Annotated in this window: 25 protein-coding genes and 1 pseudogene; all 26 read right to left on the bottom strand. The window is 64.3% G+C overall.

The window, feature by feature from the left end:
* Window positions 1-59: 59 nt before the first annotated feature.
* Complete coding sequence (locus H7U37_RS03775) at window positions 60-641, bottom strand: histidine phosphatase family protein (RefSeq protein WP_204873732.1); 582 nt, start codon at window positions 639-641, stop codon at window positions 60-62.
* A complete protein-coding gene (locus H7U37_RS03770; RefSeq protein ID WP_204873730.1) occupies window positions 638-1006 on the bottom strand; it encodes a bifunctional adenosylcobinamide kinase/adenosylcobinamide-phosphate guanylyltransferase in 369 nt (122 codons plus the stop codon). The genes H7U37_RS03775 and H7U37_RS03770 overlap by 4 nt, the downstream gene beginning before the upstream one ends.
* Complete coding sequence (locus H7U37_RS03765) at window positions 997-1779, bottom strand: adenosylcobinamide-GDP ribazoletransferase (RefSeq protein WP_243414220.1); 783 nt, start codon at window positions 1777-1779, stop codon at window positions 997-999. Before H7U37_RS03765 ends, H7U37_RS03770 begins: the two co-directional genes overlap by 10 nt.
* On the bottom strand, window positions 1776-2291 hold the full coding sequence (locus tag H7U37_RS03760; protein WP_204873728.1) for a bifunctional adenosylcobinamide kinase/adenosylcobinamide-phosphate guanylyltransferase: 516 nt from the start codon (window positions 2289-2291) through the stop codon (window positions 1776-1778). The genes H7U37_RS03765 and H7U37_RS03760 overlap by 4 nt, the downstream gene beginning before the upstream one ends.
* Window positions 2292-2301: 10 nt before the next feature.
* Window positions 2302-3363 (bottom strand): nicotinate-nucleotide--dimethylbenzimidazole phosphoribosyltransferase, encoded by a 1062-nt coding sequence (cobT, locus tag H7U37_RS03755; RefSeq protein ID WP_204873725.1) that lies wholly within the window; start codon window positions 3361-3363, stop codon window positions 2302-2304.
* A 132-nt stretch (window positions 3364-3495) separates the two neighbouring features.
* Entirely contained in the window at window positions 3496-4017 is a 522-nt protein-coding gene (locus H7U37_RS03750) for a EutP/PduV family microcompartment system protein (protein WP_204873723.1), read from the bottom strand.
* On the bottom strand, window positions 4014-4394 hold the full coding sequence (locus tag H7U37_RS03745; protein ID WP_204873721.1) for a BMC domain-containing protein: 381 nt from the start codon (window positions 4392-4394) through the stop codon (window positions 4014-4016). Before H7U37_RS03745 ends, H7U37_RS03750 begins: the two co-directional genes overlap by 4 nt.
* Before the next feature lie 18 nt (window positions 4395-4412).
* On the bottom strand, window positions 4413-4658 hold the full coding sequence (locus H7U37_RS16185; protein ID WP_338049770.1) for a glutaredoxin family protein: 246 nt from the start codon (window positions 4656-4658) through the stop codon (window positions 4413-4415).
* 39 nt (window positions 4659-4697) lie between these two features.
* Window positions 4698-5216 (bottom strand): annotated as a pseudogene (locus tag H7U37_RS16180) (peroxiredoxin); the annotation flags it as partial.
* A 30-nt stretch (window positions 5217-5246) separates the two neighbouring features.
* Complete coding sequence (locus tag H7U37_RS03735) at window positions 5247-5459, bottom strand: hypothetical protein (RefSeq protein WP_204873718.1); 213 nt, start codon at window positions 5457-5459, stop codon at window positions 5247-5249.
* 79 nt (window positions 5460-5538) lie between these two features.
* A complete protein-coding gene (locus tag H7U37_RS03730; RefSeq protein ID WP_204873716.1) occupies window positions 5539-6087 on the bottom strand; it encodes a BMC domain-containing protein in 549 nt (182 codons plus the stop codon).
* Window positions 6088-6119: 32 nt separating this feature from the next.
* Window positions 6120-7031 (bottom strand): DUF7973 family transport facilitator, encoded by a 912-nt coding sequence (locus H7U37_RS03725; RefSeq protein ID WP_204873714.1) that lies wholly within the window; start codon window positions 7029-7031, stop codon window positions 6120-6122.
* Between the two features lie 97 nt (window positions 7032-7128).
* The gene (locus H7U37_RS03720) at window positions 7129-8454 is read right to left on the bottom strand and encodes an SLBB domain-containing protein (protein WP_204873712.1); all 1326 of its coding nucleotides are present in this window, start codon (window positions 8452-8454) and stop codon (window positions 7129-7131) included.
* 31 nt (window positions 8455-8485) lie between these two features.
* Window positions 8486-9892 (bottom strand): aldehyde dehydrogenase family protein, encoded by a 1407-nt coding sequence (locus H7U37_RS03715; RefSeq protein WP_204873709.1) that lies wholly within the window; start codon window positions 9890-9892, stop codon window positions 8486-8488.
* A gap of 50 nt (window positions 9893-9942) precedes the next feature.
* Window positions 9943-10926, bottom strand: a complete 984-nt coding sequence (locus tag H7U37_RS03710) for a cob(I)yrinic acid a,c-diamide adenosyltransferase (protein WP_204873707.1) — start codon at window positions 10924-10926, stop codon at window positions 9943-9945.
* Between the two features lie 43 nt (window positions 10927-10969).
* On the bottom strand, window positions 10970-11233 hold the full coding sequence (locus H7U37_RS03705; RefSeq protein WP_204873705.1) for a EutN/CcmL family microcompartment protein: 264 nt from the start codon (window positions 11231-11233) through the stop codon (window positions 10970-10972).
* A 25-nt stretch (window positions 11234-11258) separates the two neighbouring features.
* Window positions 11259-12077 carry a flavoprotein gene (locus tag H7U37_RS03700; RefSeq protein WP_204873703.1) on the bottom strand — a complete coding sequence of 273 codons (819 nt, stop codon included), beginning with the start codon at window positions 12075-12077 and terminating at the stop codon, window positions 11259-11261.
* Between the two features lie 39 nt (window positions 12078-12116).
* Complete coding sequence (gene eutJ / locus H7U37_RS03695; protein ID WP_204873701.1) at window positions 12117-12938, bottom strand: ethanolamine utilization protein EutJ; 822 nt, start codon at window positions 12936-12938, stop codon at window positions 12117-12119.
* An 18-nt stretch (window positions 12939-12956) separates the two neighbouring features.
* Window positions 12957-13646: a phosphate propanoyltransferase gene (pduL, locus tag H7U37_RS03690; protein WP_204873699.1), complete on the bottom strand. Its 690-nt coding sequence runs from the start codon at window positions 13644-13646 to the stop codon at window positions 12957-12959.
* A 15-nt stretch (window positions 13647-13661) separates the two neighbouring features.
* On the bottom strand, window positions 13662-13937 hold the full coding sequence (gene pduA, locus H7U37_RS03685; RefSeq protein ID WP_204873697.1) for a BMC domain-containing protein: 276 nt from the start codon (window positions 13935-13937) through the stop codon (window positions 13662-13664).
* 42 nt (window positions 13938-13979) lie between these two features.
* Window positions 13980-14450 (bottom strand): BMC domain-containing protein, encoded by a 471-nt coding sequence (locus tag H7U37_RS16020; RefSeq protein ID WP_204873695.1) that lies wholly within the window; start codon window positions 14448-14450, stop codon window positions 13980-13982.
* Window positions 14447-14824, bottom strand: a complete 378-nt coding sequence (locus tag H7U37_RS03675; RefSeq protein WP_204873693.1) for a glycerol dehydratase reactivase beta/small subunit family protein — start codon at window positions 14822-14824, stop codon at window positions 14447-14449. The genes H7U37_RS16020 and H7U37_RS03675 overlap by 4 nt, the downstream gene beginning before the upstream one ends.
* A gap of 3 nt (window positions 14825-14827) precedes the next feature.
* Entirely contained in the window at window positions 14828-16645 is a 1818-nt protein-coding gene (locus tag H7U37_RS03670; RefSeq protein WP_204873691.1) for a diol dehydratase reactivase subunit alpha, read from the bottom strand.
* A 27-nt stretch (window positions 16646-16672) separates the two neighbouring features.
* Window positions 16673-17182: a diol dehydratase small subunit gene (locus H7U37_RS03665; RefSeq protein ID WP_204873689.1), complete on the bottom strand. Its 510-nt coding sequence runs from the start codon at window positions 17180-17182 to the stop codon at window positions 16673-16675.
* Window positions 17183-17206: 24 nt separating this feature from the next.
* Window positions 17207-17884, bottom strand: a complete 678-nt coding sequence (locus H7U37_RS03660; RefSeq protein WP_204873688.1) for a propanediol/glycerol family dehydratase medium subunit — start codon at window positions 17882-17884, stop codon at window positions 17207-17209.
* 16 nt (window positions 17885-17900) lie between these two features.
* Window positions 17901-19562, bottom strand: coding sequence for a propanediol/glycerol family dehydratase large subunit (locus H7U37_RS03655; RefSeq protein WP_204873686.1), 1662 nt, complete (start codon window positions 19560-19562; stop codon window positions 17901-17903).
* Window positions 19563-19579: the final 17 nt, after the last annotated feature.

Raw genomic sequence — 19579 nt, 5'->3', positions numbered from 1 at the left:
TCGCGTTTTCAGGATACATTTTCGCCATACCGCTTTCCGGACTCCAATGTTTTCCTCTTTTATAAGCTTTCTTCCACATGGAGCAGCAGCTTCTCCCGGTCCAGCCGGGCCACAAAGCCCCCGCAGTTGTCCATCCGCCAGCTGTAATAGTCCCGCTCCGGACGGCCGTGCCGGGCCAGCATCCCCATCAGCGTGCCGCCGTGGGACACCACTCCCACCGTCTCATAGCCGCGGCTCTCCGCGTCCCGGCTCAGACTTTCCAGCGCCCGGCTGGCCCGCTGGGCACAGTCCATCACATTCTCCACCATGGGCACCAGCGACGGGTCGTCCGGACAGGCCAGCCACTGGTTATAAAGGGGATCGTCCAGCAGTTCGGCATGGCATTTTCCCTCAAAGGGGCCGAAATCGGTCTCCCGCAGCTCGGGAATCACCGTCATCTCCGCCTTGGGCCAGAGCAGAATGGCCGTCTGACGGCAGCGGATCAGCGGACTGACATACACGTGGTCCACCGGCGGCAAAGCGGCCGCCCGGTTCAGCGCCTCCGCCGCCCCCTGGGGGGCCAGCACCACGTCGGTCACCCCCAAAAAGCGGTGCTCCAAATTCTCCCTGGTGGCCCCGTGGCGCACCAAAATCACCTTCATCCTTCTTCCCCCTTCAATTCCATGGCCAGTCCGCACCAGACCCGGTCCACCCGGCCGGCCTCCCGCGCCAGCGCGCAGCACACCCGGCCCACCGCTTCCCGCCATTCCCGCTGGAACCGGTCCACCGGCACCACGCCGCAGCCCACCTCCGTGCAGACATACACCGCCGACGGATGGGACGCCGCGTGGTCCAGCACCGCCCGGACCGGGTCTCTTCCTTCCCGCAGCAACGCGGCCACGATGTCCTCCAGGTTCAGCACCACCGGCTGGTCCCCCAGACCGGCGGACATCTGCTCCTCCGTATAGCCCAGCGAGCGGACATAGGCCCGCTTGCCCTGGCCCACCGCTCCTACGATCAGCCGCATAGTACCATCGCCGCCTTTCCCGCCAGCACCGCCGCCAGCAAACCGCCCACCTCGCACAGCTGGAGGAACCAACCCGCCAAATCGCCGGTAATCCCTCCAAATTCCCGGTGGGACACACACATATAATAGCCATACACCGCCAGGGCGCCCGCCGCGGCGGCGGTCCCCCGGACCCGCGCACCCAAAATCAGCAGCAGACATGCCGCCGCCAGCCATACCGCCAGCGTGACCAGCACCCGCCGGCCCACCACCGCGGTGGAAAAGGTGGCCAGCATCCCGGACCCCCGGGCGTTTTTACAGGTCACCACCGCCAGACCGGAGAGGGACCGGGACACCACCGGCAGCAGCACCACCACCGGCCAGGGCAGACCGTCCGCCGCCGCCTGGGTCCAAAGGCCAAGCTGAAACACCAGATAGCCGCCGCAGGCAATCACCGCGAAGGCCCCGGTATGGGAGTCCTTCAAAATTTCCAGCTTTCGCTCCCGGCTCTGATGGGAGGCCAGGGCGTCGGCGGTGTCGCAGTAGCCGTCCATGTGGATGCCGCCGGTGACCAGCAGCGGGATCAGTACCAGCCCAGCCGCCAGAAAAAGCCCCTCCAGCCCCAGCAAGCCGCCGATCTGCCACCAGAGCAGCAAAAACAGGCCCTCCACCAGGCCAATGGCCGGGAAAAAGCAAAAGACATATTCCAGGTCTCCCTCCTCCCACGGCCACTGGGGCATGGGGAGCCGGGAATACATGGAAAAGGCCACCGCAAAGGAACGCAGCAGCTTCATAGCCCTTCCCCCTTCCACACCACCGGCAGACCGCACACCACTTCCACCACCCGGTCGGCCCGTCCGGCCAGCGCCCGGTTCAGACCGGCCAGCACCGACAGATAACGCCCCGTCTCTTCCGGATACGCCAGCCCGTCGGAAAAAAGCTCGTTGGTCACGATCACCAGATGGGACGTCCGGGCCCGGACCCGGTCCACGCCCTCCAAAATCCGTCCCTCCGCCCCGTCGAACCCGTCAGGCCCAAAGCACTCGTTGGCCGTCAGATTGGAAAGACATTCCAGCAGCACCGTGCTGCCCGCCGGCACCTCGGCGCCCGCCAGATCCCGGGGACGCTCCACCGTCTCAAAGCCCTTGCCGGCCCGCAGCTTCCGGTGGCGCTCCACCCGGCGGCGGTCCTCCTGGTCCCACACCTCCATGGTGGCCAGATACACCAGCCGCCCGCCAAGCCCCACGGCGATGCCCTCCGCCAGCTCCGACTTTCCGCTGGCCGCGCCGCCCGACACCAACGTCATGCTCCCCATCTTACGTCTGGGGCACATAGGTCTCAATGTTGGTGGCCTCAAAGGTGGTCATGCTCCGGTAGACCGCCAGGCCCATCTCCAAAAGCGGCATGGCCGCCACCGCGCCGCTGCCCTCGCCCAGGCACATCTCCGCCCGGATCAGGGGCCGCAGGCCCAGCGCCTGGAGGACCATCTCTCCCGCCGGCTCCTTGGACACGTGGCTGGCCAGCAGATAGTCCCCCGCCGCCGGGCACAGACGTACCGCCGCCAGCGCCGCCGCCGCCGAGATGAACCCGTCCACCAGCACCGGGACGCGGCAGGCCGCGCAGCCCAAAAATACCCCCATCAGACCGGCGATGTCAAAGCCGCCCACCTTATGGACCACGTCAATGGGGTCGGCGGGGTCGGGACGGTTCACTTCCACTCCCCGCTGGATGGCCGAGATCTTGCGGGCCAGGCCCTCGGTGGACAGACCCGCCCCCCGGCCGGTGACCTCCTCCACCGGGCAGCCCAGCAGCACCGACACGATGGCCGACGAGGTGGTGGTGTTGCCAATGCCCATCTCGCCGGTGGCAATGAGGCCGTATCCCCGTTCCTTCAGCTCCGATACCAGATTGGCCCCCGTCAAAATCCCCTGAATACATTCCTCCCGGGTCATGGCCGGACCCTTGGTCATGTTCCAGGTGCCCCGGCGGATGCACTTGTCCAGCACGCCGGAGACCAGCGGACGGCACACCCCCATGTCCACCGGGATCACATCAGCCCCCGCCACCGACGACATACAGCACACCGACGTATCATGCCGGGTCATATTCTCCGAAACAATGGCGGTGACCTCCTGGCCGGTCTGGGTGACCCCCTCTTCCACCACGCCGTTGTCGGCACACATCACCACCACCGCTTTCTTCCCCCACTGCACGTCGGCCGTGCCCTGGATGGCCGCGATGCGCACGATGTCCGCCTCCAACAGTCCCAGGGAGCGCAGCGGCTTGGCGATGGCGTCCCAATGCTTCCAGGCGGCCTCCCCGGCCTGCCGGTCCGCCGGCTGTATCGCCGCCAGCAGACGTTCCAGTGTCCATTCCATATGCTCGGTCTCCTTTTCTCTCCCCCCGCCGGAGGGAGCTTTTTCCGCATCACATTATAGCACGGTCCCTTCCCACCGTCCAATGGAAAAAGGAGCGGAACTCCACGCTCCGCTCCCGCTGTGTATCCTTCTTTAATTGTCCGGCCGGGAAAGAGGGCCGTATTTGTTGGACAGCACCATTCGGGGCTGTTCCGCCTCCTCCGCCGTCTCCCAGGGCAAAACGTCCCCCGGCTCCTTCAGATAGCTCAGGATCTCCCAGATCCCCTCCCCCGTGTAGGAGCTCACGTGGAAAATGGGCTTGCACCCTGCCAGCTCCAGCCAGCCGTGGGCCCGGTCCACGTTGCCCTTGGGATTGTCAATCTGGGTGACGATGCCGATCACCGGCCGGTTCGCCGTGGCCGCCACGCAGGGCGGATAGAGGGAAAAGGGCTCGGCGGAGTTGAGCAGCAGCGCGATCACGTCGCACTCGTAGCTGTACAGCGCCAGCGCCCGGCCCAGGGTGTGGGTCTCGGCGTACTCCCCGGGCGTGTCGATGACCACGTCGTAGTGGTTGATGTACTGGGTCTTATGATACTGAATGACCCCGCCCTTGAGGGCCTGCCTCAGGGTCGTCTTGCCGCACTCGCTGCGGCCCACCAGCATGACCTTTTTCATGTGCGCGTAATCTCACAGACCGTGAAGCCCAGCTTGCTCTCCAGATAGGCCAGCACCGCCTTGACCGACGCCTCCACGTTGCCGATGCGCCCGGTGAAAATCAGGGTGCCGGAGAACCGGTCCAAAAAGCCCATTTCAATCTTGGACGTTTTCAGGGCGATGTCGCCGGCAATCACCGTGGTTTCGCAGGGGCAGATGGCCATGACGGCGATGGCCGCCTGGTGATAGTCCACATTGGGGTCCAGGCCCAGCTTTTGATAGATGATCTCGTCCGGGCTGGCGATGATGTGAGCCAGGGTGATCTCCTTGCCGGGGACCGACTCCTGGATGATGCGCAGCTTGCCCAGGTTAGGGTCGTGATGAATGAGTTCGTCCATGTGTCTCGCTCCTTACCATTACCGCTCCAGACCCAGCGCCCTGGCTACCGCGCTCAGATCATAGCCCACGATCTCGGTCTCCCCGATGACGGTGACCGGCAGACGGGTATAGCCCCGCTGATTCATGAACTGCTGTCCGGCCCGGTCGGTGGTGAGGTCGATGTCGGCATACGCCACCCCGTGCTCGGCCAGATACTCCTTGGTCCTGCGGCAATAAGAACAGCCCGGCTGGCTGTATACCCGTACCGGCGGCGCGTCCTCCACCTGCACGGCGTCGGCGTGGTCCTCCAGATCCTCCGGATGGAGGTTGTCCTCTCCCGGCTGCCAGCCAGCGGCGCACAGACCGCCGGACCGCAGCGCTTGCAGCACCCGCAGAATCTCCGCCGGATTGCGGCCGATGTCGTTGTCGTGAATGACGCTGTACCGCACCATTCCCTCCGGGTCGATGAGGAACAGACCCCGCAGGGCCACCCCCTCCTCCTCCAGCAGCACACCATAGGCCTGGCAGGTGCGCAGGTTCTGGTCCGCCGCCATGGGATAGCCCAGCTTGCCCAGACCGTCTTTGGTCCAGGCCAGATGGGAGTATTTGCTGTCGGTGCTCACCGCCAGCAGCTCCGCCCCCGCCGCGGCAAATTCCGGCAAATGCGCCGAAAAAGCCGTCAGCTCGGTGGGGCACACAAAGGTAAAGTCCATGGGATAGAAAAAGAGGACCAGCCACTTTCCAGCGTAATCGCCCAGCGATACATGGGTAAAGTGTTCGCCGTCAGCACTCAGTGCCTCCATCTTGAAATCCGGCGCCATGTTTCCAACCAATCGTTCCATTGACTCGTCCTCCTTTTCTCTTTTTCCTTTTTACTTTTTGGGGTCCTCCGGCGTGTAGAAGCACTGGGGGCACTCCTCATTCTGAGGCTCGGCGGGGCTTTGATAGAAGCACTGGGCGCAGTTCTCGCTGTCGGTATCGTCCGGGTTGCTGGGATGGTACAGACTGCCGGGCGCTTTCTGCGTGCCGGGCTTCTCACGCTCAGGGATGGGATAATGACAGTTGGGGCACTTCTGCTCGCTCATGGCCAGGGGCCTCCTTTCAATCGTGTGAGGATGTGGTATACTGCCCGCTTCCACAGACAGTATACCACATTTTCAACATTTACATCAACTGTTTTACCAGATCCGCGTGGGGCGAGGGAATCACGCAATGGCCGGTGATCTCGCCGCTCTCTCCCAGCCCGTTGATACAGGCCTTGACCGCGGAGCGGACCGAGGACACCTCGCCGGTAAACATCAAAAATCCCTTGCCGCCCAGACCCCGGGCGATGCGGATCTCCATGAGGGTGATGTTGGAGGCCTTGGCCGCGATGTCCCCCGCCTGCACCGCCGTCAGGGCGGAGATGGTCTCGATGACACCCAGCGAGGCCACCTTGGTCACCTCAGTGGTCCCCACCACCGCGGCGGGAATGGATTCGTGGACATTGTTGATGATGTGATGGCTCACCACGAAGGTCCCGGCCACCTGGAGGCCGGTGTTCATGGAGCTCTTCACGGCACCCACATTGCCACTGACAATGATGACGTACTTGCCCGGACAGGTGGGCGACGCCACCAGCAGCTGCACGTTGGCAGCCTTGAGCATCTCGTCGGCAGTCTCAATGCCCGCCGGGATGCTTTTCAGTTCCAGCAATCCAATGGAAATTCCCATGTAAAGCCTCTTTTCTCAGGACAAAGGATGGATCAGCCAACCAGGGCGATGCGCAGCAGAGAGACCACGATGGTCAGCAGGAAGATGGTGAACGCGGGGGGGTCGATGTGGGAATCGCAGTGGCTGTTAAAGGTGTTCCCAAAGAAGTCGCCCAGCAGGGAGCCCAGAATGCCGAACACCACGCCCAGGAACGCGCCATAGGGACCCCAGGCGGCAATACCAACCACAGCGGCCAGGCCGGAGGGCAGCATGATGTGGTGGGTGCCGGGCATGGCGGAGCCGGTCTGGGTAAAGATCAGGGTGATGGCCGCAAAGCCGAAGCACATGACCGCGAAGTTGCCGGAAATGGTGGCAGCCCAGGCCTCGGGCGCGGATTTGGAAATGGCGGCCGCCACGAAGCTCACGGCGATACCGATGCCGCCGCCCAGCACCACGTTGTACACAAAGGTGGTGCCGGTGGAGAACCAGGTGCGGGGACCCTTGCCGGTGTACTTGCCGGTGAGGCCGGTCTTACCAAAGACCAGACGGGCGACGATGCCGGAGATGACCACGGTGATACCGGGAAGGTCGGTGAGGGGGCCCAGAGGAGTCATGCCGATGAGGGTGGCCACAATGTAGCCGAACACACCGAACACGCCGCCCACCAGCAGCACGTCGGGGGCGCCCAGGCCGTTCAGCGGGGAGGCGATGTCAGCGCCGCTGGTCAGCTTGCCCTTGCGGCCGGCATAAGCCGCCGCGGCCACGCCGCCGGCAAAGGCGATGTGAGGACCGACGAAGGAACCGAAAGCCATGCTGTTGATGATGAAGGAGCCATCGCCGCCGGCGATGGAAACCGCGGTGCCGGCCAGAGCCAGCACGCCGGTCAGAATAAACGCGGGAAGCGCGCCCATATAAGCGCCGATGATACCGCCGCCAAATGCCGCAATCAATGCCAGAATATCCATACTCTTACCTCTCCTATCTTGTAGATGTAGTGGTGTGAATCATCTGCGAGCAGGACGGCCCCCTCGGGAACCGCCCCAGGGGAATTGGGATACTGGATCAAGCCTGGATCACGATGGACGTCTCCGTCACCGCCTGCACGGTGCCGCCGATGCTGGCATGGAGGTTGGCGCCCAACTTTCCCTCCGGGATGCAGGCGATGAGCGCACCCGCTTCCACCGGGTCGCCCACCCCCACCACCGGCTGGGCCGACGCGCCCACGTTCTGCCGCAGCGGCAGCTCCACCCGGGTCGCCGGACGCAGCCCCTCGTCCAGCGGCGCGGGGACATCGTAGTCCCGCAGGCCCAGCTGGCCGATGAGCTTATGCACCGGATAGCGCTTGGTCTCCCGGAACGGCGCCGGATGCTCAGGCTTGGCGTTGAGGTTGTTGCGGATTCCGTTTTTGCCTAAAATGCCCTTCAGGTTGCCGTTGAGCTTCCAGGGCTGGAGCCCCATGACACAGGCATACTCGCACAGGCGGCAGCCACAGCAGAGATATGCGTTCATGGGAGTCTCTTTTTCGTCGCACAGCGACCCGTAGGCCGCGATGCGCATGAGCTTATGGGGATGAATGCGGTGGCCCAGATTGGCCCGGGGACAGACCTCGGTACACAGCGAACACTGCATACAGGCAATGGCCGCGTCCCGCAGCGTCCGCTCCAGGGGCTTATTGAGGCTCACCAGCAGCGGATGCCCCTCGGGAATGACAATGAGGCCCTTGGTGGTCTTGGTGATGGTACTCTCCGGCGAGACCACCCGCCCCATCATGGGGCCGCCGTTGATGACGGCGTAGGCGGATACCGTGGGACCGCCCGCCATGGCCAGCGCCTCCCGGACCGTGATGCCCAGCGGCACCTTTACCGTCATGGGGGTGCGTACCGCGCCGGTCAGCGTGACATACTTCTCGATAACCGGCTTGCCGGTGGTGACGGCCTCATAGACCTGGAGCGCCGTCTCCACGTTGCTCACCACCACCCCCACCTGGATGGGAATGCCGCCCTCCGGCACCACCCGGCCGGTGACCTCACAGACCAGGACCTGCTCGTCGCCGGCGGGATAGAACCCGCCCAGCTGGTGGACGCTCAGCCTGGGATGGGCCGGCAGCGCCCCGTTCAGCGCCGCTACCGCCTGGTGGTAGTGCGCCTTCAGCGCCACTACCCCCCGCTGAGCCCCCACCTGATCCACGATCAGGTCCAGAGCGCACAGAAGCTGCTCGGCCTTCCGGGCCATGAGCTGCTGATCCACCCGGAGCAGCGGCTCACACTCCGCGCCGTTGATGATGACGGTGTCGGCCTTGGCGTTGAGCTTGACGTGGGTGGGAAATCCCGCGCCGCCCGCGCCTACGATGCCGGCCGCCTGTACCGCGGCGATCAAATCGATGGACATAAGCTTCGATCCTTTCCTGGGCGGGAACCGGTCAGCGGACGTCCATGCCGCCGACCAGGACGCACTTTCTCTTTCTGGCGAAGGACTTGGCCGAGGTCAGGCCCTCGCCGGTGGGACCGGCAATGGTAAAGGTGGTATAGCCCATGCCGCCTACGCCGATGCCGGCATAAGAGGGGCCGTTTTTCACGAAAATGGTGGTCTGGATCAGCTTGGCCATCTTGGTCAGCTTATCCACGTTGCGGGAGTGCATCATGGCGGTATGGCGGTTGCCATGCTCCACCCGGATGGCCATGTCGATGGCCTCGTCCACGTCCCGCACCCGTACCACCGGCAGAATGGGCATCATCAGCTCCACCTGCACGAAGGGGTGCTGCTCGTCGGTCTCCATCAGGATCACCTTTACATCGGAGCCCACCTGAATCCCGACTTTTTCCAGAATGTACTGGGCGCTCTTGCCCACAAAATCCGTCTTGGGCTTCTTGCCGTTCTCGGTGACCAGCTCCACCAGCCGGTCAATAAGCGCCTTGTCCTTGATCTCATAGGCGCCGCTCTTCTTCATGTTGAAGATGAGATAGTCGGCGATGGAGTCCACCGCGATGACTTCCTTCTCGGCGATGCAGGGCAGGTTATTGTCGAAAGAACAGCCGTTGACGATGTCCACCGCGGCCTTCTCGATGTCGGCCGTCTCGTCCACCACCACCGGCGGATTGCCCGCGCCGGCGCCGATGGCCTTCTTGCCGCTGGAGAGCACCGTCTTGACGATGCCCGGTCCGCCGGTGGCCACCAGCATCCGGATCTTGGGATGCTTCATCATGGCGTTGGTGTTCTCAATGGAGGGCTCCGCCACCGTCACCACCAGATTGTCCGGCGCTCCCGCCTCCTTCAAAGCCCGGTTGATGGCCTTGATGAGGTAGAGCGTCACGTTCTTGGCGCGGGGATGGGGGCTGAACACCACCGCGTTGCCCGCCGCCAGCATACCGATGGAATTGCAGATCACTGTCTCGGTGGGGTTGGTGGTGGGGGTGATGGCGCCGATGACGCCGAAGGGAGAATACTCCACCAGCGTCAGGCCGTCGTCCCCCGAGAGGGCTTCGGTGGTCAGATCCTCAATGCCCGGCGTCTTGGTGGCGGCCAGGGTGTTTTTGATGACCTTATACTCATAACCGCCCATGCCCGTCTCTTCCACCGCCACCCGGGAGATGTACTCCATCACATCCCGCCGCAGTACCACGTCGCGGATGGTCTGGACATACTTGGCCCGGTCGGCCATGGAGCGCTTCAGATATTGGCGCTGTCCGATCTCGGCGGCGTTAATGGCGTCGTCCATGGTCGCGAACACGCCGCAGTCTCCGGCAGTGGTCAGCAGGTCGCCGGCCCCTTCCACCTGATCCAGGACCTTCTTCACCAGCTGTTCTACCAGATTCACGTCTACATTCATTGTGATTCCTCCTGTTGTGCCGCGCCAGCCGCGGCTTGCTCACCCAACGCTCACCCCTCGCCCAGGGCTGCCCGGGCGATGGCCATGTCCTCTTCCACACTGCCGCCCGACACCCCAATGGCGCCTACCACTTTCCCCTCGTACTCGTAGGGAAAGCCGCCGCCGAAGAGGATAATCCGTCCCCCGTTGCTGCTCTCAATGCCGTAAAGGGGGCCGCCGGGCTGGGCCGCCTTGCCCAGCGCCTCGGTGGTCATTTGGAACGCGTTGGCCGTATAAGCCTTATTGAGCGCTACGTCGATGCTGCCCTGGAAGGAACCGGGCATCCGCTGGAGAAAGAAGGTGTTGCCCCCCTCGTCCACCGCCGCGAATACCACCGGGACTCCCATCTCGGCCGCCTTTTTCCGGGCTCTGGCCGCCATGGCCTCCACCGTCTCCAGGGTGAAGGGCGGCTTGGGCTGCGCGGCGCTGAGACGGCGGCGGACCTCCTCCTCTACCTTCGCTTTCAGCTCCTCCTGCTGGGCCAGCGTCTCCTCCAGACGGGCCAGGGCATAGGTGGCGTCGGAAAGCCGGTTGACAAAACGAAGGAGTACCTCCCGTACCTCGCTCTCCTGGGCAAGGCGGATGAGATGCCGCTCGCACCGCCGCACCACCGTCCGGGCCACATGGAGGGCGCCGGAGGGCGGATTCTCGCCGGGGATGACGAAGGCGGTCTGAGGGCCGTTGGTCTCGGTGCATTTGTCCACCACCGCCTCCAGATAGGCTACGTCCTCCTCGTCGATCACATGCTTGAGCTTCTTGCGGCCTTCCGCATCGCTGGCAATCTCCGCCCCCAGGGCGAACAGCCGCCCCTGGATGTGATGCACGGTCTTGCGGACATACTCCCGCTGGCTCAGGGAGCGGGCAAATCCCAACGCGGAGCCCATCTCGTCCACGGTGCCGTAGCACTCCACCCGCAGGTCGCCTTTGCTGATCCGGCTGCCGCCCACGAGACTGGTCTGGCCCCGATCCCCTGTCTTGGTATACAGATTGGCCATTTACAAGCCCCCTGTCTGTTTCTTGGTCTGTGTGGCGGGACCCTTACATGGTCTCCACCGTGTCCACGATGCCGACGATGGATTTGTCCACCGGGACGTTGCCGCCGAACACATAGCGGGCCGCGCTGCCGCCGCAGATGATGACGATCTCGCCGTTGCCGGCGCCCACCGAGTCCACCGCGATCTCCGTCTCCCCGATCCGCTGGAGATGCTCATCCAGCCGCTCCACGATCAGGAGCTTCATGCCGATGAGATCTTGATTTTTGCTGGTAGACACCACCGTGCCGATGACTCTTCCCAGGTACATATCCACACCTCGTTCTCGTGATGTTTTATCCTTCCCGGACCACCTTGATGCGCCGCACCTGGAGCACCTCGGCGGCCAGTTGGGTGATCTGGCAGTTGCGCCGCACCCGCAGGGTGCAGGCCGCCGGCAGGGCGGATACGTCCCCCCGGCCCAATACGCCCTTCTCCACCCGGAATTCTCCCGGCACGGCGGCCGGCGGGGCCGGTCTCTCCTTCGCCGGGGATGCCGGTGCGGCAGTTCCGCCCCGGACCGCTCCCATTACCCGGCCGGCAAACCGCTCCGCCGTGGTGAGGACCGCGCCGTAGGCCTGGAGCTGGACCAGATTGTGGTGCAGCTGCGCCTTGAGTCCCTCGGTCATCCGGTAACCCATGGCCGCCCGGGCCGGATTGTCCGGACAGCAGCCGTCCACCGAGATCACCACCGTTTTCCCCCGCATGAGGGAATTGGAGATCATCCGGGTGGCCGGCGTATCGGAAATGCAGACAGCCAGCTTGGCTGCGGTATTCACCGTCAGCGCAGGTACCAGAATGACGGGGTAGGAAGCGGCCAGCTTTTCCGGCGCCTCCTCCAGTCTCCCCTTCCACACCCGGCCAAAGGGCACCGCCGCGCACAGCCCCTCGGTGTCTAAAATCTGGCAGGCGCTCTCCGACAGATAGAGGTCCATCTCAAAGCCGTTTTCGGCCAGGATGCGGAGCTCCGACTGCCAGACGGAAAAGGAGAGGGCGGAACCGGTACACACCACCAGCGCCCTCTTTTGAAGCCGCTGGAGCTTCTCGACCACGCGCCGGGCGATCTCCTCCGTCAGGGCCTCCAGAATGGCGTCCCGCAGCTGATCTTCCGTCACGATATCCGCTCCTTTCTGCGCCCTGGTCACAGGGCGTTTTTATGCGTTCATGGCGATCCCCAGCGGGGTCACCAACAGCGGGACCTCCGGCTTGTAAGTGGGGATGCCGATGTTTTTTTCAAATACCGACTCGAACTGGGTAAAGCAGCAGGCGCCCCCCACCACGTAAATGGCGTCGGTGGGGTGGCTGCGCAGATACCGGCTCACGATGGACGCCATCTTCTCCACCACCGGCCGGACCACCGGAAAGACGTTGGACTCCTGTTTCGGGTCCTTTTTCATCTCCTCGGCCTCGTCGGTGGTGCAGTGATGGAAGCCCGCCAGCACCAGCGTCATATGGGTGCCGCCGGTGGGCTCGTCGCCGGTGAATTCCACCGCGCCGTCCTTCAGCACGCTGATGCCCGTGGTGCCGCCGCCTACGTCCACCACCGCGCCGGAGTCGATCCCCAGCACCGTGGCCGCCGCGGTGGGCTCGTCGATGACGTTGGACACCTCAAAGCCCGCCCCCTCGATGACGTTGGCGATGCACCGCACGTTCCCCGCGAGGATGCCCGGCGGAATGGCGGTGGCCGCCCGCTCCAGCGTACAGCCCAGCCGCTCCTCCAGCTCCCGCTTCATGCGCGTGACCGCGGACACCGCCCCCACATAGTCCACGACGATCCCGTCGCGTACCACCCGGGACGGGGTGGTCATGCCGGCCACCGGCCGGTTTTCCTCGTCCACCACCGCCACCACGATGTTGGCGGTGCCCAGGTCCACGCCTACCTTCAGGTTCCCTGACCATGGCGCGGTTTTTCCTTCCCGGACCAATCGCTCAAACTCCAAAAGAGTCTCATTTGCCGCGCTCAGATCATAGGCCAAGGGGAACCCTCCTTCTTTTTACCGCTTTCCTTCCAGCTTGCACGCTGGCGTTTCTTCACATTTGCAAATGGTGACAAAATCGCCGTTCTTGGCGCCCACCGCGTTGGCCTCGTCCACGTCCACGTGCATCTCCAGCGCGTACTGGGCCGACACCCGGACGTGTACGTTGGTCAGCTGCGCGCCCCGGACCGCGTCGCCGATGCGGACGCAGACCACGTCCTTGTCCTTGACGCCGAACTGCTCGGCGTCGGTGGGGGTCATATGGATGTGGCGCAGGGCCACGATGACCCCCCGGTCCTTTTTAATAGAGCCGCAGGGCCCGATGATCTCGATGCCCGGCGTCCCATTCAGATAGCCCGACTCCCGTACCGGCGGCTTGACGCCCAGCACGAAGCCGTCGGCCACCGAGATCTCCACCTGGGTCTCGGAGCGCAGAGGTCCCAGCACCCGCACCTTTTTCAGCGTGCCCTTGGGGCCCCGCAGGGTGACGGTCTCCTCGGCGGCATACTGCCCGGGCTGGCCCAGATCCTTCTTGTGGGTCAGCTCGCTGCCGGGACCAAAGAGAATGTCCATATCCGCCCGGTCCAGGTGGATATGCCGGTTGGAGACGCCGAGGGGAATGGGACGCCCGCCCTGGAGCGCCTCGATCACCTTGCGGGTGATCAACCTGACCAGTTCTTCTCTGGTCAAACTTCTCGTCGTACTCATGCCGCCGACCTATGCTTACAGGGCCTTGGGCAGGATCTTCTCCACGTCGGTGTGGGGGCGGGGAATGACGTGCTGGGAGACCACCTCGCCCACCTTCTCGGCGGCGCAGGCGCCCGCGTCCACAGCCGCCTTGACCGCGCCCACGTCGCCGCGGACCATCACGGTCACCAGGCCGGAGCCGATCTTCTCATAGCCCACCAGAGTCACATTGGCGGACTTGGTCATGGCATCGGCGGCCTCGATGGCGCCCACCAGGCCACGGGTTTCAATCATACCTAACGCTTCGCTCATGTCTGATTCCTCCTAGATTTGGGGTCCGGCGGGTCCGCCGCTTCAGACGGTCTCGCCGCTCTTTTTGGTTGTGCGGCCGCTCCCCTTGCTCTTGCTCCGGCGGGCGGCCCGGTTGGGAGACGGCTCAGCCGCTTCCTCGCTGCCTTCTTCCGGTCCGGCTCCGCCGTCGCCGGCGGGTCCCTCCGGTTCCGGTGCGGGCGGCGCGGGCGGCTCCGGCGGCTGATAGCCCACCGTGTCCCCGTTGCGCACCAGCATCTCGATGCCGGCCGCCGGGCGGGCGATCACCCGTACGGCGGCCACCCGGCCCACCTTCTCCGCGGCCACCTGGGCGGCCTGGATGGCGGCTTTCACCGCGCCCACGTCGCCCTCCACCTTGATGGTGGTCATGCCGCTGCCCTTGGAGAGCTCATAGCCCACCAATTCCACGTTGGCCGATTTGACCGCGGCGTCCGCCGCCTCCACACCGGCCAAAAGTCCATATGTCTCGATGAGTCCCAGGCTTTTCTGGCTCATCCGTTCACCTCCTCAGGCCGCTCCACCGGTTTGAAGGGCATCTTCTTGACCAGCCGGGCGGCGTTGGCTCCGATGGCCCGCACCTGTTCCTCCGGCGACCGGGCCGAAATGGTGAAAAGCGGCTGGTCTGCCTTCAGCTTGCCGTAGTGAAGGGCCAGGGTGTCGTGGTCCAGCCCCACGCCCACCTCCAGGCGGGACTGATGGCTGGCCTCCCAGGCCAGGGCCACCGCGTCCCCCTTCTGCTCGTCCAGCATCTGGAAGGGGATCCCCTCCTCCTCAATGCCGTGGAGCAACATGAGCAGCGTGGCCGGACGGCCATAGCCGCTGGCGACAAACACCTTGATGGTGGGCCGTTCCTGTTCCACTGGTCTCATGGCTCAGCCTCCTTCGGTCATGGACAGCACCAGGCCGGTGGCCACCGCGTTGCGCGGGCCCTCGGTGCCCCGGATGTTGCCCCGGCCCGCCACCACCCGGTACTGGCTCAGCGCGTCGGTCACCAGCTGGGGGACCTCAAAGTCCAGCGCCGAACCGCCCACCAGCACCACGAACTGGATGTCCCGCACGTTGCCGGTGGGGCTGACCTTGGCCAGCGCCCGGACGGCGTTGGTGACGAACACCTTCTCCTTGGCCTGCCGCCGGATGAGCTTGATGCGCTCCATGGACTGGTCGCCCTCCAGAGGCAGCATCTGCCCCTCCTTCAGGATGACCACCTTGGCAAACAGGTTGGGGTTCAACGGCTGGTCGAAAAATTCCGCCGTGCCGTTCTCGTGCCGGATGTGGAAGAGGCTCTCCACTTTGGCCAGGGGGTATTTTTTGATATCCTCGGCGGTGTCGAAGTTGTCCAGACCCATCTCCGACTGGATGAGCAGGGTCACCATATTGCCCGCACCCGCCAGATGGATGGAGTGGATCTCCCCCGCCGAGTTGATGATGGACGCGTCGGTGGAACCGGCGCCCATATCCAAAATGGCCAGAGGCTTCGTGGTGCCCGGGGTGGTCAGCGCGCCGCGGATGGCCATATCTGCCTCCACGCCGCCCACCTGGACGGGTACCCCGATCTTTTCGGAAAATTCCTTGGCGATGGCCACCATCTGGAGACGGTCGGCCTTGACCATGGCGGCGATGCCCACGGCGTTTTCCTGGGAAAACTCGTTGGCCAGACCGCCCCGCACCTTCTGGGGCGTAAAGGTGTCCACCGCCAGCAGGTCCTGGATCTTGATGTCACGGGGGTGCTGGTTGGTCAGATTGGCCATGACCTGCCGCACCTTCTCCAGCATACCGCCGGCGTTGGTCCCCGGCTCGCCCCGGACGTCGTCCACCTCCCGCACCGCGCCTACCGCGGCCATGATCTTTTCGGCGCCTTCGTCCACGTTTACCTTCACCGTGCGTCCGTTCCCCAGGATCTCAATGGAGCCCGCGGGGATTTTACGCTCCTTCACGTCGCCCGCCGGCGTCTTGATGACCACGGCGGACCGGTTGCCGATGAGGGCACGGGCAATGGGCACCACTTGGCGGGTCTCGTCGGACGAAAGGCCGAACAGCGTGGCGATGCCGTAGGGATTGGACAGAACCTCCACCACGCCGCCGGGTCCGGCCACCTCCACGGCGGCCCGCATCCCCAGCGGTACCTTGTCGATGAGGCCAACCTCGTCCACAATGGGGATCTTCCGGTCCAGCCGGTTGCTGATGAGCACGCCGTCGTCCCGCTGCACGATGGCGGCGGTCACCTGGCGGCCGTTCTGCGCCCCACGGTTGATAAGAGCGGCGGCTACCTCAAAATCCACCTCCCGGGGAATGACCACGATGTAATCCTGATTCCCCCTGGCGCTGTCCAGCGCGTCAATGCGCACCGTCTCGCCCACACCCACGCCGACGCCCCCCGGCGTGGCGGGATTGTGCCCGATCATGGTGGATTCGGTGATGATGGTCTCGGTGATGGTCTCCATGGCCACGTCGCCGATGACCGGCGCGGCCTCGTTGAGCCGCACCTCACTCAGATCCTTCAGGGTCAATCCCGCCGCCTCCAGGGCGTTGGTCAGGGAGTGAAAGATGCCGTTGATGTTCTGGTGGGTGCCTTTGATGCCGGTGGTGGGCACGATCCCGCTGGAGAGGAATTCCGCCTTTCCATGCTCGATCCGGGCCAGCGCCGTCTCCGTGGTTGCGTTGCCGATGTCGATACCTGCGACGATCTTCATGGCGTGGCCTCCTACCTTTATGATCTCTTAGAACTTCTTCAGGCGGTCGCGCTTCTCATAGACTTCGGCGGCCTCGCGGACCAGACCGGCGGCCACGGTGGCCTTGTAGCCATCCAGCTCGGCGGCGATGTCCAGCAGCTCCTGCTTGGTGGAGCGGTAGGGACGCAGCGCGTTGTAGATCTCCAGCAGGCGGTCGTCGGGCACCGCGATGAGCTCGGCGGCCCGGCGGAGGTTGCCGGCAAAGGCCTCGCGGCCCACGCTCTCGGCCACCTGGGCCTGCATCTCCAGGGTCTCGGGGGCGATGCGCATGTCCTCGGCGGACAGCTCGCCGCTGATGACCTTCTCATAGCTCAGGGAAGCAAAGGGCTTGCCGGTGGGGGTGGCGATCTTGTCGGCCATATTCTCCGCCAGAGGATAGTCGGCGGCGGTGACCTTCGTGCCGCAGGCCTTGGGGGCAGCGGCGGGAGCGGCGGCGCTCTTGTTCATGGCGGCCATGACCTGCTCCACGATCTGTTTCATCAAAAGTTCCTGATCCATAAACTTGTTAGCCTCCCTTACTGCTTACTGAAAACTGACCGTCACGGCCTGGGGACGCTTGTTGTTGTCCACCAGCTCGGTCTCCTTGATGTGGAGCAGAGCGGACAGCGCCTGATAGGTGGGACGGGCCATCTGGTCGTTCTTGGTGGGGACGGGGGTGGGCGCCTCGCCCTTGGCATACTTGGCGGCGTTCTTGCCGATCTTGCGGTAGGTGTCCAGGTCGATCAAAGGCGCCTGGGAGAACAGCTCCAGGTTGGACAGGGGCGGCAGGTCCTTCTGATGGATGACCGTGGTGCCCTTGGACTGGATGCCGATGCCGATGCCGGAGCCGGAATACTCGGCGGCGTCGTGGGCGATGAAGGACACGTCGGAGGTGCGGTACACCTTGATGATGCGCCACTTCATACCCTCTTCCTCGATGCCGGCGATGATCTCGCGCAGCACCTTGTCGTGGGGCAGGTCGATGATGGTCTTGGTCTGCTTGGTGCCGAAGGCCGGCGCCAGACCGATGACCACTTCGTCAGGCGCGGCGCCCTTCTGGGCCTCGCCGGTCTCGGTAAGGGTCAGCTTGCTGGTCTCGGGAATGGTAGTAACGGCAGCGGGAGCGGGAGCGGCCTGGGCGGCGCCGAGAGCCTCGTCCAGGTTCATCTCCTTCATGACCTCTTCGATCACGCTGCGCAGCATATTAGCATCAAACGTCATCTCGTATTCACCCCTCTTAGATGTCTTCCGGCCGGATGGCGTTGGGGATGTCCTTCAGCTTGTTCCAACGCTCCTCACTCATCTGATAGCCGGTCATGGGACCGTGATACTGGTTGGGCATGTTCACCGCAGAGAGCACGTGGAAGCTCTCGTCAAAGATGGAGGCGGTGTGCAGGTAGTCGCCGGCCACCTTCTGGCGGAGCATGTTGTACACGCTGTGGGCCACGTCGGGGAAGCCGGCCTTGTCCAGCGCCCGGACAAAGTCCACGCCGGTGACCTTGCGGGCCATCATCTCTTCAATGGCCTTCAGATCCTCGTTGACGTTACGAGGCGGCATGTCGTTGGAGCCGTTGGCATACGTCGCGGCCTCCACCTCGGCGTCGGTGATCTCGGGCAGGCCCAGCTCACGGAACATGCCCTGGAGGGCCCGGGCGGCCTTGTTGCGGGCCTTGAGGACCTCTTCCTCGCGGACGGGCTGCAGGCCGCCGTCCACCTTCATGTCGCGCTGGATGATGTTCCAGTCGTCATAGTCCTCGGCGTCCCAGTTGGAGCCGGCGAACATATTATCATAGTTGGGGGTGGCGGAGTAGCCGGAGCAGATGTAGTCGGTGCCGGAGAAGAACTGCGGCACGCTGCGGGCCACACGGCGCAGGTCGGAGTGGGTGAAGGTCTGGTCGTTGGAGGTGGTGGACTCCAGATCCAGCAGCATGGAGATCAGGTTCTCAGCGGCCACGGCGCGGATACCGCCGGGCACGCCGGCGGGCACGCCGATACAGGAAACGGAACCGTTCTGGGTGCCCTGCACGCCGGCGCCCTTGGTGACGGCCAGGCAGCGGGCCTCCAGGTACAGCATGGACTTGCCTTCGGCGTAACCCATCTGGACCTCGGAACCGGTGCCGGAGGTAAAGCGCATCTTCAGGCCGCGGGAGGCGTAGCAGCTGGCCAGGAACGCCTTGGAGTAGGGGGTGTCGTCGCCGTCCATAAAGACGGGCTCGGTGCCGTAGACCGAAATGGTCTCGGCGTAGGTGGTGAAGCCACGCATACCCAGCATCAGCTCGGTAGCCTCTTCCAGGGCGCACTGGGTCATGACGCCGGGACGGCCCACCTGAGCGCCCACGAAGAGCGCCATGGCGTTAAAGGGCGCGTAACGGGCCACGGCCACGGTGGTCTCCATCTCGGCAAAGCCGCGGACACCGGCCTCGGCGGCGTCGGCCGCGATCTGAACGGGGTTATCGCGCACGTTGGTGACGTGGCACTGGTTGGCGGGCTGCATGCGGGCGCGCATCTTGGTCATGCCCATCATGATCTCCACGATGTTCAGCTTGCCCACCACTTCGGTCAGCTTGGCGGGGGTGAGGCACAGGGTGATGGCCAGAATCTCGTCCCGGCTGACGTTGATGTCAACGATCTTGCGGGCGATGTCCAGAGAGTCGATGGCCATGGCCGCCTCGGCGCCGTCGATGCGAATGGCGTGATCGGCGATGAAGGTGTCCAGCATGTCGAACTCATCGCGGGTCTTGCCGTCCATTTCCACGATCCGGCCGTTCTCCACCTTGATGCTGGGCTTGGGATCGAAGGGGCTGTCCATGGCGATGAGGCCCACCTCAGGCCATTCCTTGACGTAACCGTCCTGATTGACCGGGCGAGCGGCCAGGACTTCAAAACGTTTTGACTTCATGTGCGACTGACTCCTTC

The sequence above is a fragment of the Pseudoflavonifractor phocaeensis genome, assembly GCF_016901735.1.
Classification (GTDB): Bacteria; Bacillota; Clostridia; order Oscillospirales; family Oscillospiraceae; genus Pseudoflavonifractor_A.
The sequence above is the reverse complement of the archived record's forward strand: the minus strand, read 5'-3'. Positions and strand labels throughout refer to the sequence as shown.